The sequence below is a fragment of the Rhizobium tropici CIAT 899 genome, assembly GCF_000330885.1.
GTDB lineage: Bacteria > Pseudomonadota > Alphaproteobacteria > Rhizobiales > Rhizobiaceae > Rhizobium > Rhizobium tropici.
Genome location: NC_020062.1, coordinates 1,637,522 through 1,651,280 on the forward strand (window position 1 = coordinate 1,637,522; position 13,759 = coordinate 1,651,280).

Below are 13,759 nucleotides of genomic sequence, written 5' to 3' on the forward strand. Positions count from 1 at the left end.
TGACGATTTAACTATTTGAGCCAGATTGCAATTGCAGCGATGATGACGAACCCTCTGAAGTTGACGAGGAGTTTGTCGTATCGGGTAGCCACGCGACGGAATTGCTTGAGCTTTGCAAAGAAGCGCTCCACGAGGTTGCGTTCCTTGTAGAGGCCCCAATTGCAGGCATGCGGGCGTCGTCGCCCGGGTCGTGGTGGAATGACCGGAACAGCGCCGGCGTCCAGAATGGTGTCGTGGAAGTGTTCGGCATCATAGGCTCGGTCGGCGATGACGTGGCTGGGATTGAGGCCATGGAGCAATTCCTTGCCATAAATCACATCGCCACGGTGTCCCGGTGCAAGTACGAAGCGCACCGGTAGCCCCAAAGCATCCACGACGGCGTGGATCTTGGTGCCTAGCCCGCCGCGTGAGCGGCCAAGGCCCTGGGCGTCCGCTCCCCCCTTTTTCGCCGGGCGCCAGCGGCTTGAGGCTGGGCACGGATGGAGGTGGAATCGATCGAGACCCAGTCAAGGTCCGCTTCTCGCGCTAACGCCTCGAACAAACTTTCGAGGACACCCATCTCGATCCAGCGGTAATAGCGCCGCTTGACGGTCTGGTAGTTGCCATAACCTTCGGGTAAATCACGCCAACGTCCACCAGAGCGGGCCATCCAGACCAGCGCCTCGACGAACCGCCTGTTATTGGAGCGCGGACCACGACGCCCCTTGCGTCCTCCCGGCACAAACGGCTCGATCCGAGACCACTGTTCCGCACTGAGCCTATCGATATCCATGACCGACCTCCAAAAATCAGTCTTGAATCTGATTTGCTCCTCACTGGGAACCCCAAATCCTTAAATCGTCACCACAGCCTAGAGCATTTCCGCTTTTCTTCGAATCGCGAAAACGCTCAATCTTCTTGTTTTTACGCGGTTCCGGACGCAAAATCGCTTCGCACTTTTGCTGGAACTGCTCCAGCGCAACATTGGCCTCAGGCCGGATCTTCCCGGTGCAGATCGTGGATAGCGACGGCGTCGTCGGTAAACGGCGGTAACAGCCATTCGGTATGGCGCAGCGTCCGCTTCGTATCCTCGAGGCCCATATCCCAGTGCTCTCGCATCGAAGTGCCGGAAAACTCGTAATCCTTGGCGTGACCTTCGTAGTTCTTGTGCTGATAGATCAGATGTACAATGTTGACGACACCGGCATCCGAATAATCGGCAATCAGCTCTTCCTCTTCCGCAGTCAGCTGATCCCTAGGGACACGCTTCAGTGCACCCAGAAGCTTCATCTTCAGTCCGTGGATGCGCTTGAAATTATCGGTGTTCTGCCGCGTGCGGCTCGAATACATGATGTCTTTATGGCGTGAAAGGACATCCGGCATGCTGCGCGGCAGGACGCCGCGCGCGCTGAACAGATCCACCTGGAAGACGAGCGAGCTGCGGTCTTCTTCCTGATCGAGCAGATATTGCAGCGGCGTGTTGGAGACGATGCCGCCGTCCCAGTAATATTCGCCCTCGATGCGGATGGACGGGAGTGCCGGCGGCAGCGCGCCACTTGCCATGATGTGCTCGGGGCCGATGCGGATATTGTCGGTGTCGAAATAGACGAAGTTGCCGGTGCGGACATTCACCGCACCGACGCTGAAGCGCTTCTTGCCGTCGTTCAGCACATCGAAATCGATCAGCATCTCCAGCGTCTTCTTCAGCTCCGCCGAATCATAGAAGCTGGTCGCGCCTTCCGCGCCCGGCAACTCCAGCCAGGGATTGGGAAAGCGCGGCTTGAAGAAGCCGGGCTGGCCCATGGTCATCGTCATCCACGAGCTGGTGCGGTTACGGATATCGCGAAAGAAATCGCCTTCGGGCGTATAGGCCCAGATCTTGCGGCCGGAGATGATCTGCCAGAATTGCTCCAGACGCTGCAGCCGCCGGCCGGGCTCGTTGCCGGCGATGATCGCGGCATTGACCGCGCCGATCGAGACGCCGGAAAGCCAGGTCGGCTCGCATCCCGCTTCGGCAAGCGCCTCGTAGACACCGGCCTGATAGGCGCCGAGCGCGCCGCCCCCCTGGAAAACCAGGGCGACGCGATCATATTGAGCGGCAATTTCCGGAATAGTCGGGGCTGCGGCCTTGGTGTTTCGTTCAAGCACGATCCGTCTCCAGCATGAAGTAGCAATGAGATTTGGCTATCTGCGCTCTGCGAGATAGTCGTGAACGACTTCGCCGAGGCCGAGCGTCAGATCGGCCGTGAAATGAACGGCCGAAACCACTTCCAGCACAGGCAGCCGCGCCACGTCGGCCATGACATGCGGCCTGAGATCGAGGGCGGCCGGCGAAGTCCAGGCTTCCTTGATGGTGATATCGGTCAGATAGTAGCGCACAAGCTCGCAGATGCGCGGGGTGGCGTCGACATGCGGCACGATCTTGATCAGGAAATTGGGTTCCGAGAGAGCGGACAGAAGCGGTCCCTGGTCGATCGGCTTATGCTTGTAACCCATCGTTCCCGTGGCGCAAAGGACGCTGCCATAATGCAGCGTGCCGACGATGACCTCGCCCTCGTTGACGATCTTCGGGCTGGCAAGCTTCTTCGGAAAACCCCAGATCTCGCGGCCGCCGGTGATCGGCGCATCGTCATCCAGATACATGGAGTGGACATAGCCGCCCTTTTGTCCACGATAGGTCACCGGGATCACCTGTCCGGTCTCGGTATAATCGCCGAAACCGGTGGAATCGGGCATGCGGATGAATTCGTATTTCACCAGCGGCTCGTCGATTTCGAGCGGCGCGGGCACGACGGCCTCAAGCGCCTCGCGCGAGGTCCGGTAGGTGATGATGATGTATTCGCGATCAAAGAACCGATAGGGCCCTGGAGGATAGGAGGGATTGGTCAGCGGCATCGCATAGGCATGCTTCAGAATGTCTTCGACCTTCATCGTATCTTCCGTCGTTGGAGGAAATCGCCGGCACCGGAGCGAAAACTTGCACGGTTGCATGACAGAGAAGTGTCAGGGGACGAAAGCCCACGGCTCACTGCAAATTGCACTGTTATCAAAGCGACATATCGGGCTGGCAGTGTGCGCTCACGTGGAGCATTTCCCTTACCCAACCATGTCATAGAGATTGCAGGAGTAGCATCATGGGTTCGTTGACTTCGAAGAATGCGCTGGTCACCGGTTCGACGAGCGGTATCGGGCTTGCGATCGCCCGTGCCTTTGCCGCTGAAGGCGCGAATGTGACGATCAACGGTCTTGGCGATGCCGATGCAATCGAAAAGGAACGCGCGGCAATCGAAGCCGATTTCGGCGTGAAGTGCCGCTATTCAGGCGCCAATATGATGAATGGCGAGGAAGTGACATCCATGGTGCGCGAAGCCGAGGAAGCCTTCGGCAGCCTCGATATTCTCGTCAACAATGCCGGCATCCAGTTCGTTGCCCCGATCGAGGAATTTCCCGACGACAAGTGGGAAGCAATCATCCGCATCAACCTGCTTGCAGCCTTCTATGCCATCAAGGCTGCCATCCCCGGCATGAAGGCACGCAAATGGGGCCGCATCATCAACACGTCCTCGGCGCATGCCCTTGTCGCCTCGCCTTTCAAGTCTGCCTATGTTTCGGCCAAGCACGGCATTACCGGTCTCACCAAAACGATCGCACTGGAAGCCGCCCAGAACGGCGTGACCGTCAACTCCATCGCGCCCGGCTATGTCTGGACGCCGCTCGTCGAGAAGCAGATCCCCGAGACGATGAAGGCGCGCAATATGACGGAAGAGCAGGTCAAGCATGATGTGCTGCTCGCCGCCCAGCCGACGAAGGAATTCGTGACCGTCGATGAAGTCGCAGCCATCGCCGTCTTCCTTTGCGGCGATGCCGCCAAGCAGATTACCGGCACGACGCTTTCCGTCGATGGCGGCTGGACCGCAGAATAACACTAGAGCCACAGCCGGCACATGCTCGAGCAGCGTGCCGGCTCTCCGCAGCCCAGGATTGCGGAGACAAGATGAAAATAGCGCAGGAGGCACACTATGACCGATGAAACCCATGACCCGCTCAGCCGCATCAAGGATGAGATCGTCGACAGCTTTGACGAAGAGCTGGAGATGCAGCTTGAAGAGGATCGGCTGGACGAGTTGGTCGCAGAGGGCCTTATCGGCGAAGGCGAAGCGGCGCTCGATCGCCGCGTCTATTTCCGCGAACTCTTCCGCCTTCAGCACGAGCTGGTGCGCCTGCAGGACTGGGTGCAGTACAAGAAGCTGAAGGTCGTCGTACTGTTCGAGGGCCGAGATTCCGCCGGCAAGGGCGGCGCCATCAAGCGTGTCACCCAGCGCCTCAATCCGCGCGTCTGCCGCGTGGTCGCACTACCGGCTCCGACCGAGCGCGAGCGGCACCAGTGGTATTTCCAGCGCTACGCCGCCCACCTGCCGACGGCAGGCGAAATGGTGCTGTTCGATCGCAGCTGGTATAACCGCGCCGGCGTTGAACGCGTCATGGGCTTCTGCTCGCCGGAGGAATTGGAAGAATTCTTCCGCTCCGTGCCGGACTTCGAGCGCATGCTGGTTCGCTCCGGCATCATTCTCCTGAAATATTGGTTCTCGATCACCGACGAGGAGCAGGAATTCCGTTTCAACATGCGCATTCAGGACCCGCTGAAGCAGTGGAAGCTTTCACCGATGGACCTGCAGAGCCGCGTGCATTGGGAAGAATACACCAAGGCCAAGGAAGAGATGCTGGAGCGCACCCATATTCCGGAAGCGCCGTGGTGGGTCGTCCATGCCGTCGACAAGAAGAAAGCGCGCCTAAACTGCATCGCCCATCTTCTGGGCCAGATCCCCTACGAAAGTGTACCGAAGCCGGAGATCGTGCTGCCGGAACGCATGCGCAATGCAGACTATCACCGTACGCCGGTCCCACCGGAAATGTACGTGCCGGAAATTTATTGATCAAACCCGATGAGGGGTCCGCCTCTGGCGACCCCTCTGAAGAATTACTTGAAAAACGAAATCGCTCTCACTCCACCGCCAGCAAGCCGGGCCGGCTCAAGGTCAGGCCGGGCGATAAGCCCATTCGGATATGGCGCCCAAGCCCAGCCGCCGCAAGAGCTCATAAGCAACCCTCCGGTTGATGGGATCGTGCAGCCTGAGGACCTTCGAGCCAAGAAAATCCATTTCGGCATGCTCGAACGGCAGGAGATGTCGTGCCCTGCCAAGTGCGGCTCGGTAGAACTCATGAAAATCCCGGCGGCAGACGTAGGTCTTATACTTCGTCATGCAGAAGGCGGCAAAGGTATCGCTGTTTCTGCGCAGAAAATCCGAGACGCCGACCGTCACCTCCGGCCAAGCCGGATTGAAGGTGTCGTCGAAGGCAATGATGCCGTGATCGGCCAGTACGCTCTTCGCCAACCGGCTGTCGGCAACGATGTGGCGAAGCAAATGTCCTCCATCGATACTGAAAAAGCGGACCTGCCCAACCTTGTCGATGATGGCCTGCGGATCAAGCCCGGTGCTATCGCCTGTTATGACGAGGTCCTCATCAACGGGAATACCCAGTGATCTTCCGTTGTCGAGGAAGCGTTGATATTGCGCACCATCCGCTTCTATGTCGAAAAGATCGATCGCAAGCACATTGTCGTCGGGTGCACTGATCTTGCGCAGCAAAAAATAGGACCGCCCGTAATAAACGCCGATTTCGGCAAGGCCGCCGTAAAGTTTCTCCTGTCTTTGCTTTTCGATCAACGACAGGAAGACAAGCGCATCCGGTGGGTCGATGTAACCATCGATTTTCTGAAGATCGCGAAATACAAATTTTCGAACGCCCGATTTCAAATGTAAACCTCATTGGTTTTCTTCATGCATTTCGCCTCCGAGCCTGCTCATCGGTTAGGACCGGTCGATCAAGAAACGCCCCATTTCTGCTGGACCGCGACAGCAAAGCCGGAAGCTCTCGAAAATTGGGGTGGTACGGCGTCAAGGCGAGCATCTCTCACGGATATAGCGACCTTTCTGTCGTATTTTGGATAGCCATGCGCGCGTTGGATAGTTCTGAACTGACCCCGTAAAGTTGGACGGTTTATTGGCTTGGCTGATTTAAGGGCTGGGTCCTGTATTGAACAGGGCTCAGCCCTTTAAGCTTTAGCCTGATGCGATCGTTGTTGTAATATCGGATATAGTCCTCGACACCATCACGCAGGCTTTCGATGCTGTCGAAGTGGTTGGGATAAAAGAACTCGGATTTGAGGGTGGCGAAGAAGCTCTCCATGGCGGCATTGTCGAGGCAGTTGCCTTTGCGTGACATGCTTTGGGCGATGTTGCGGCTTTCAAGCATTTGGCCCCAGGCCGGCATCTGATATTGCCATCCCTGATCGGAATGCAGGATCGGCCTCTCGGCATTGCAGAGTTGGTCCAGGGCCTTGTCCAGCATGTTCTTGACCAACGAGAAGACAGGCCGCCTAGCCGTCTCGAAGGCAACGATCTCGCCGTTGTGGAGGTCCATGACCGGCGAGAGGAAGAGTTTTTGGCCGGCGATGTTGAACTCGGTGACGTCCGTCACCCATTTCTGATGCATACGCTCGGCGGTGAACTGCCGCTGAAGGAGGTCCGGGGCCACGCGTCCCGTCTGCCCCTTGTAGGAGCGATACTTCTTCGGCCGGACCAGGGACTTCAATCCCATCTCGATCATCAGACGCTGGACGGTCTTGTGATTGACCGTCTGCCCGAGGGTGCGGATCGCAGCCGTGACCCGACGATAGCCATAGCGCCCCTTATGGGCTTCGAAGATCGCTTTGATCCTGGTCTTCAGCGCTACATGCCGATCGGCCGGGGACGAGACCTTCTGCTGATAATAGAACGTGCTGCGGGCCAGGCCCGCAAGCTTCAGCAGACCGTCGAATGGATAGAGCGGCCTTAACGCCTGGACGGCTTGCGTCTTGTCGGCGCTTGTCGTGCCTGCGTTAAGGCTTCCAGTTTTTTTAGATAGGCATTCTCCATACGCAGATAGGCCAGCTCCGCCAGGAGTTCCTCGCGGCTCTTGGCCTCATCGCTCTGCGGGGCATCCGTCTTGTCGGACAGCACAGGTGGCTCGGGCATCGATCGGGGCCTTCCTCGACGACGTGGCATCAGGGCGTCAATACCACCGGCCTTATAGCGGCGCTCCCAATCCGGCAGGCAACTCTTATTGCGCAGGTTGAACAACGCCGCCGTCCGACGGTAAGAGAGCCCATCCTCCCACATCCGGCGCAGAACCGATAGCTTGAACTCAGCAGTGTAGTGGCCGAACTTCCTGACCAGACCGTCAACTCCATGCGCCGCGTGCATCGCAACCCATGTGCGCACCGTCGAATGCTCGATCCCAAAATACGCACTCACCTCCTGCAGGCTGCGCGCGCCGCCGCCATAAAACGCCACAACACTCTGCTTGAACGACGTGCTGTATTTCGACATGCAAAACCCCCGATGTTGGTGGTCCAACTTTCGGGGGTCAGTTCATTCCGACCCATATCGGGTTCAGAGCCGAAGCAGCATCGCAGATGATGACGAATAGCGAGCCGGCACTCTAAGTGATGTATAATGTGAGTCTAAAATTCACATCATCGGCCGAGGAGACCGTCATGACTGCGCCGCATCCGTCCAAAACGCATATCGGCAACCACCCCCTCCATCCCGAAACACAGATGCTGAATTACGGCTATGACCCTGAGCTCTCCGAGGGCGCGGTCAAGCCGCCTGTTTTCCTGACTTCCACCTTCGTCTTCAAATCTGCCGAGGACGGGCGCGATTTCTTCAATTATATCTCCGGCCGCACCGAGCCGCCGGCAGGCACTGGCGTTGGGCTCGTCTATTCACGCTTCAATCACCCCAACAGCGAAATCGTCGAGGATCGCCTTGCCGTCTATGAAAAGGCGGAAAACGGCGCACTGTTTTCCTCCGGCATGTCGGCGATCGCGACAACGCTTCTCACCTTCGCGCGCCCAGGCGATGCGATCCTGCATTCGCAGCCGCTCTATGGTGGCACGGAAACGCTGGTCGCCAAGACATTCCTCAATCTCGGTGTCGCGGCAGTCGGCTTCGCCGAGGGTGTCAACGAAGGCTCGGTGATGGCAGCTGCCGAGGAGGCCATGGCCAAAGGCCGTGTCTCGGTCATTCTCGTGGAAACGCCCGCTAACCCCACGAACAGCCTCGTCGATATCGCCGTGATCCGCCGCATTGCCGATGCAATCGGCAGAAAGCAGGGACACACGCCGATCATCGCCTGCGACAATACCCTGCTCGGCCCTGTCTTCCAGCGGCCGATCGAACATGGCGCGGATATTTCCCTCTACTCGCTGACCAAATATGTCGGCGGCCATTCCGATCTGATCGCCGGTGCCGCACTCGGCTCCAGAGCCATCATCAAACAGGTGAAGGCATTGCGTGGAGCGATCGGCACCCAGCTCGATCCGCATTCCTGCTGGATGCTCGGCCGATCGCTGGAAACGCTGCAGATCCGCATGGAGCGGGCAAACAGCAACGCACGGGCGGTTGCCGATTTCCTGCGGGACCATCCGAAGGTCGAGCAGATCCACTACCTGCCCTACATCGACCCCTCTTCGGCGACCGGTCGCACGTTCGCCGCCCAGTGCACCGGCGCGGGCTCCACCTTCTCCTTCGACATCAAGGGCGGCCAGCCGGCATCGTTCAAATTCCTGAACGCACTGCAGATCTTCAAGCTCGCCGTCAGCCTCGGCGGCACGGAATCGCTGGCCTCCCATCCTGCCACAACGACACATTCGGGCGTGCCTGTGGATGTACGCCACCGCATCGGTGTGCTGGAATCGACGATCCGCCTGTCGATCGGGATTGAACATCCCGATGATCTGATTGCCGATCTGGCGGCTGCCCTCGACGCCGCTTGACGAGACACGCAGATTTCTGCCGCGGGCGATCAGAAGATCGCCCCGCAAGCGAGGTGACGAAACGCTTGCGCGGAGCGCCTGGAACGCGCTATCGCGATTTGAGCTGGGCAATCGAGAGCATGAGGTCCGCGCTCATGCCGATCCCGGCACCGCGTGTGAGAATAGCGGAGGCTGCCGAGGCCGTACTCCCGCCATTTGCCGCGTCAAAAACGGCCGAGAAGCGCTTGAGCAGCTTGTCCACCTTCCCAGCATCGTGCAGATCCTTGACGGGAAATAGTTTTTCCAACATCGCCGCCTGGCGGGTCACATCCATGTTCGACATTGATGCGGGCAGCGAATAGGTCGTCTTGATCACATTGTAGAGCGCAGGATCCGACATGATATCGTAGACGGAATTGACCTGCGGCGCCTTGCGCTGGAAATAGAGGGCGAGGCGGACGCCTTCGTTGGAGTCGCCCTGTTGCGATTCCAGGGTCTGATGAAGATAGAGATCGTTGGTGGTAAGGCGTGCACCCTTGTTCTGTCCCGTCTCGATCTTGGCCGTCGTCAGATTTCCCTTGGCATCGAAGTTGAAGACGTTCACCATCGCCTTGAAGCGCTGGCCTGCCTGCGTATTCAAAAAGCCTTTTGCATCCTCGGGATCCGCCGTGAAGGCCTTCTTCAAGGTAGCCTTGTCGACGGACTTGGGATCGATATTGTTCGCAACGAGGATAAATTCCGTCAGCTTCTTGTCGGCCAGGAGATCGTCGACAGTCTTGATCTTGACGATCGACTTGCTGAAATCGGTCGCCGCATCCTTGGCATCCTTGACCGCCTTGTCCCGCATCTCGCCGGTCAGTCCGAAGGTCTTCGACTTGGAATAGGCTGAGATCAAGCTGTTGATCGAAGTCTGCGACAGCGCCGTGACAGGTGCCCGCAGATTGCCTTTGCTGTCAAAATTATATGCCTTGGCAAGCTCGACGAACCTGCTGTCTTTCAGCGAGTTGACATAGCTCTTGCTGTCATAGGGATCGCTTTCCAGGATCTTGCGCAGCTGATCTCTGGAGACCTCATTCTTGCCGATGCCAAAGGCGCGGAGCGCCATATCTTCCACGGTGGGAAGATCCTTGCTCTTTATGTCGTTGGCGGCAAAGAAGTCCGCGATCGTCTTTATCTCACCAACCGCGGTCTTGTAGTGTTTCTCGGCGTCTGTGAACAGAGCCTGCTTCGCACCCTTGGCCTCGGTCAGATATTTGGTCGAGATATCGTCGATGGCCTGCTGCGTCTGTGCCGGCTGACCGGCCGGCAGCGTTCCGTCGGATGCGAACTGGAAGTGCGCGACCATATCCGTCATTCCGGTCAATGCGGCATAGTCGGAATTCGTGAAGACTAGCTTGAACTGGACCGGCGTGAGCTTGGGATCGAGGTTGAATGCCGTCTTGATATAGGAAAACAGCCTGTTGTCGCCAGTGATCTCGCTGAGCGACTGAACTTTCGTGATTGCCTGGCGATAATAGTCGTCATTGCTGGTGGCCGCAGCCGGTGTCAGCAGGTTCGGGACCATGCTGTCATAGCGCGAGATCATGGCTTCCTTTTGCTGCGTTGTCTGGGCGGTCGCTCCGGAAAGCGTTCCATCCGCGTTGAAGCCGAACTGCGAGGCGATCAGCTTATATGTCGCCTGGACCGATACGGAAGAGAAGTTGCTCGCCGTGTTGACGAAGCTGTTGGGGTCGTTGACATCGCTGGTCAGAACCGACTTCAGGAACGTTTTCGATATATTGTCGGGGCTCAAGCCGTGCGCCCGCAGAATATAGTCCGTCATCCTGCTGCTGTTGACGATATCGTCGACATTAGACACCTTGTCGATCCAGGTATCGTAGAACTTACTTTCCTTCTTGGCCAAGGTGGTTTCATTGGCGAAGGATTGCTCATAGAGCCCGATCGTATCGGTCTTCTGAGAATCGCTTTGGGCGGATTGATTTTTCGACGTGCCGCCAAAATTGAAAGCGGCGGCAAATTGCCGATAGCGGCTGTCCGTCAGCTTGTTTGCAAAACTGCTCGTATTGCTGAGATCGCTCGTCAGAACCTTCTTCATAAAAGCTTTGGCGTAGGCCATATCCTCCAGGCCATAGGCTTTCATCGCATAGCTGTACAGCTTGTAGTCGTTCAGAAATTCGTCGACATTCTTAACCTTGCCGATATGCGTATCATAATATTGTTGATCGCTTTTGACCGTCGCCTGCTTGGCGATGCCCGCCAGCGTCGATGTCATGTCCTTTGTCGCGGACACATAGCCGAGATACGTCGAAATCATAGATCGCCCCCACAGCGCAATTCACCGGTATTCATCCCACAGGGACTATCGCAACCAGACCTTGCGCGGGGCTATGTCGGCAATCAAAACGCCACATAAGCCTACGGGAAAAGAACGGCCAACCGACGCGCTTTTGACCGCTGCCGTCAGGCACGCAGCGCCGCAGCGGGACTGGAGCGCAAGGCACTGACCGCCGGGACGGCGGAGATGATCGCCGCGACGGCCGCGAAACCTCCGACAAGCCATAGATCGTCAAAGACGATTCCAACCGGCAAATGCACCGCCGTCGAAGCCGCAAGTTTCGCGGAGATCGTCAGTGCCGCGAGATAGCCAAACGCGATGCCGAGCGCGATGCCGGCGGCAAACAGAATGAAGAGCTCACCCCAGACAAGCGTGACGATCGAGCGGACCGGTGTTCCGAGCGCCCGCAAGGCACCGATCTGCCGCCGCCTGGATCCGACATGCATGATGGTGACAAGCACGATGGCGGCAATGACGATCGCTTGCGTCCCGAGCGCGATCGCCAGAAGCAGACTGCGGGCATCGCCGAGCGTCGCGTAGAGTCTGGTCAACACCTCCGCGGGAAAGACGCCAAGGGTCGTGCCGGTGCGGTATTCCTGCCTGAGGCGATAGGCATCGGCAATCGTCTTCGGCTTGACGAGAACGGCGGGCACGCCGGGCGTCTGCGCGTCGAAATGCTCATCCAGCGGCGCATCAGCGTCGATATGCTCGTGTTCGTGGCCTTCATGACGATCTTGTTCCGGATTGGCCGCGCCGTGCGCATCTGCTTCATCGCCATCATGGTCGTGATGTTCCCCGCCATGCATGCCGTGCAACTGCCAGACCGCCCGGATCGGCACGAGGATCGCGCGGTCCCAAGCGGTTCCCGTCGGCGCCATGCGGCCTGTGATCTTGTAGGCGATGGCCGTATGGGTTTCACCGCCTGCCTCGGCCGTGCCGTGCATCGGCTTGACTTCCGCGCCGGTCGACAAGGCAACGTCAGAGCCGACAACCGCCTCGCCGAGGCGCGCGAACATCACACCTTCGGAAAGCGACGGCGAAAGGGACGAGATCAGGCGGGTGGTCGTGCCGACGATCGGATGCCCGTAGGCAGAATCGCCGAAGCCGACGGGTGCGGCCAATTCGACACGCGGATCACTGGCAAGGCGTGAAAGGACGGCGCCGTCCATCAGCGGCAGCGGCGCGGGCTGCAGAAAGACGGCGGAAAGCGCCAGCTGCGTCTCGCTGCCCGCGGCTCCGACAAGCAGATCGAATTTCTCGGCGGCGCGAGCGCTACCGAGACGGACGGCTCGCTCCTGCAAGGTCACCGTCACGCTCAAGGCGACCGACAGGGCAATCAGCACGACGACAGCCAGCGCCCCACTCCAGAAACGCCTGAGGTCGGCAAGGATGAAGGTTATCATTGCGCGGCCACCTCTTGGCTATCTTCCTCGATACGACCGCTCACCAGATTGATGCGGCGGCCGAGGCGCTCGGCGAGTGCAGCGTCATGCGTGACCACGATGAGCGTCGTCCCTTCTTCTGCCGACAATTGCAGCAGCAGCTCTGCAACCTCGTTACCTGCCTGGCGATCCAGGCTGGCGGTCGGCTCGTCGGCGACGATGACGCCCGGACGCGACAGCAGCGCGCGGGCAACGGCAACACGCTGCATTTCGCCGCGCGACAGGGTTTCAATCTTTTGCTGCGGTCGAGCGATACCGGTCACCGCCAGCAGATAAAGCGCTCGCTCCCGTTCGTTGACCGCAAGGCGCCGTGTCAACCTGATCGGCAACACGACGTTCTCGAAGGCGGACAGGCCGGGAAACAGATGAAAATCCTGCATGACGAGGCCGATATTGCGGGCGCGAAAGGCGTCGCGCCGGCCGGCGGAAAGGCGCGTGATTTCCGTTCCGCTCCAAGACACGCTGCCATCTCTGACGTCTTCCAGCCCGGTAATCGCATTGACGAAGGTGCTCTTGCCTGAGCCGGAGGCACCCGTGATCGCAAGCCGGCCGCCCGCTGGCAGATGGAAGCGGTCGACGGAGAGAACCGGTGCGGCAAGGCCGGGGAACTGCATCCTCAGGCCGGAAACATCGAGAGCGAGCATGAGGATCAGACAGTCCTGAACGAGGCGTCCCTGAGACGCAGCTGGCTGATAAAACCGGTTTCGGGATCGGTCCACGAACCGAACTCCAGCACGCCGCGCGCCATGATCGGCGCGTTGTACTGCACGAATGTCTGTTTGGACGAGAGATAGACGACCAGGATATTGTCGGGCCAGTCGGCATCGGAAGAGCAGAAGGGGCAAAGCGACATCGGGATTTCCGTGAGCACGAAGAAGGCCGCCTCCGCCTTCAAGGGCGGTGCCATGAAGCCATTGATGGCAACGTCCTTGCCGCTCAGTTGCTTCACCTTGTCGGAGAATTCGAGCCCGAGCGGACCGAAACTCTTGTAGAGCTCGCCGAAGCCTAGTTTCTCCGAGGCATTGGCACGTACCGCAATGCCCATGACAGGCAAGGCTGCGGCGGCCGCCAGAAAGTCTCGACGATTGATGGTGGCGATCTGGTGCTTCGACATCGCGTACCCTCATAAAATGGAGAAAACAG

General features: G+C 58.7%; 12 protein-coding genes. 3 read left to right on the top strand and 9 right to left on the bottom strand.

Annotated elements, in window-relative coordinates; genetic code table 11:
• Window positions 1-11 precede the first annotated feature (11 nt).
• The 3 genes from RTCIAT899_RS29580 to RTCIAT899_RS29595 form a co-directional block, all read right to left on the bottom strand.
• Window positions 12-772, bottom strand: a protein-coding gene (locus RTCIAT899_RS29580) for an IS5 family transposase (protein ID WP_085999169.1) whose coding sequence is annotated in 2 segments (ribosomal slippage) — window positions 12-445 and window positions 445-772 — 762 coding nt in all. Because the reading frame shifts where the segments join, the coding sequence is not laid out codon by codon here.
• Between the two features lie 197 nt (window positions 773-969).
• Window positions 970-2,127 carry a patatin-like phospholipase family protein gene (locus tag RTCIAT899_RS29590; protein ID WP_015343519.1) on the bottom strand — a complete coding sequence of 386 codons (1,158 nt, stop codon included), beginning with the start codon at window positions 2,125-2,127 and terminating at the stop codon, window positions 970-972.
• 36 nt (window positions 2,128-2,163) lie between these two features.
• Window positions 2,164-2,910, bottom strand: a complete 747-nt coding sequence (locus RTCIAT899_RS29595; protein WP_015343520.1) for an acetoacetate decarboxylase — start codon at window positions 2,908-2,910, stop codon at window positions 2,164-2,166.
• Window positions 2,911-3,113: 203 nt separating this feature from the next.
• Here RTCIAT899_RS29595 and RTCIAT899_RS29600 point away from each other — a divergent pair, with 203 nt between their 5' ends.
• Together RTCIAT899_RS29600 and ppk2 are read left to right on the top strand one after the other, a co-directional pair.
• Complete coding sequence (locus RTCIAT899_RS29600) at window positions 3,114-3,902, top strand: 3-hydroxybutyrate dehydrogenase (RefSeq protein WP_015343521.1); 789 nt, start codon at window positions 3,114-3,116, stop codon at window positions 3,900-3,902.
• A gap of 96 nt (window positions 3,903-3,998) precedes the next feature.
• Window positions 3,999-4,913: a polyphosphate kinase 2 gene (gene ppk2, locus RTCIAT899_RS29605; RefSeq protein WP_015343522.1), complete on the top strand. Its 915-nt coding sequence runs from the start codon at window positions 3,999-4,001 to the stop codon at window positions 4,911-4,913.
• Between the two features lie 102 nt (window positions 4,914-5,015).
• Here ppk2 and RTCIAT899_RS29610 read toward each other — a convergent pair whose 3' ends face one another.
• Both RTCIAT899_RS29610 and RTCIAT899_RS32935 read right to left on the bottom strand, forming a co-directional pair.
• Entirely contained in the window at window positions 5,016-5,795 is a 780-nt protein-coding gene (locus RTCIAT899_RS29610) for a class I SAM-dependent methyltransferase (RefSeq protein ID WP_015343523.1), read from the bottom strand.
• A gap of 244 nt (window positions 5,796-6,039) precedes the next feature.
• A protein-coding gene (locus RTCIAT899_RS32935; protein WP_376766910.1) for an IS3 family transposase occupies window positions 6,040-7,409 on the bottom strand; the annotation gives its coding sequence in 2 pieces (ribosomal slippage) (window positions 6,040-6,932 and window positions 6,932-7,409; 1,371 coding nt in all).
• 167 nt (window positions 7,410-7,576) lie between these two features.
• Between RTCIAT899_RS32935 and RTCIAT899_RS29625 the strand changes: the two genes are divergently transcribed.
• Window positions 7,577-8,860 (top strand): cystathionine gamma-synthase family protein, encoded by a 1,284-nt coding sequence (locus RTCIAT899_RS29625; protein ID WP_015343524.1) that lies wholly within the window; start codon window positions 7,577-7,579, stop codon window positions 8,858-8,860.
• 88 nt (window positions 8,861-8,948) lie between these two features.
• On the opposite strand, the gene RTCIAT899_RS29630 is transcribed toward RTCIAT899_RS29625, so the two are convergent.
• The 4 genes from RTCIAT899_RS29630 to RTCIAT899_RS29645 all read right to left on the bottom strand — a co-directional run bounded on the left by RTCIAT899_RS29630 (window position 8,949) and on the right by RTCIAT899_RS29645 (window position 13,730).
• Window positions 8,949-11,153: a DUF1217 domain-containing protein gene (locus RTCIAT899_RS29630; protein WP_015343525.1), complete on the bottom strand. Its 2,205-nt coding sequence runs from the start codon at window positions 11,151-11,153 to the stop codon at window positions 8,949-8,951.
• A 146-nt stretch (window positions 11,154-11,299) separates the two neighbouring features.
• A complete protein-coding gene (locus RTCIAT899_RS29635) occupies window positions 11,300-12,577 on the bottom strand; it encodes an ABC transporter permease (protein ID WP_015343526.1) in 1,278 nt (425 codons plus the stop codon).
• Window positions 12,574-13,260, bottom strand: a complete 687-nt coding sequence (locus tag RTCIAT899_RS29640; protein ID WP_015343527.1) for an ABC transporter ATP-binding protein — start codon at window positions 13,258-13,260, stop codon at window positions 12,574-12,576. The genes RTCIAT899_RS29635 and RTCIAT899_RS29640 overlap by 4 nt, the downstream gene beginning before the upstream one ends.
• Window positions 13,261-13,265: 5 nt before the next feature.
• Window positions 13,266-13,730 (bottom strand): hypothetical protein, encoded by a 465-nt coding sequence (locus tag RTCIAT899_RS29645; RefSeq protein WP_015343528.1) that lies wholly within the window; start codon window positions 13,728-13,730, stop codon window positions 13,266-13,268.
• Window positions 13,731-13,759: the final 29 nt, after the last annotated feature.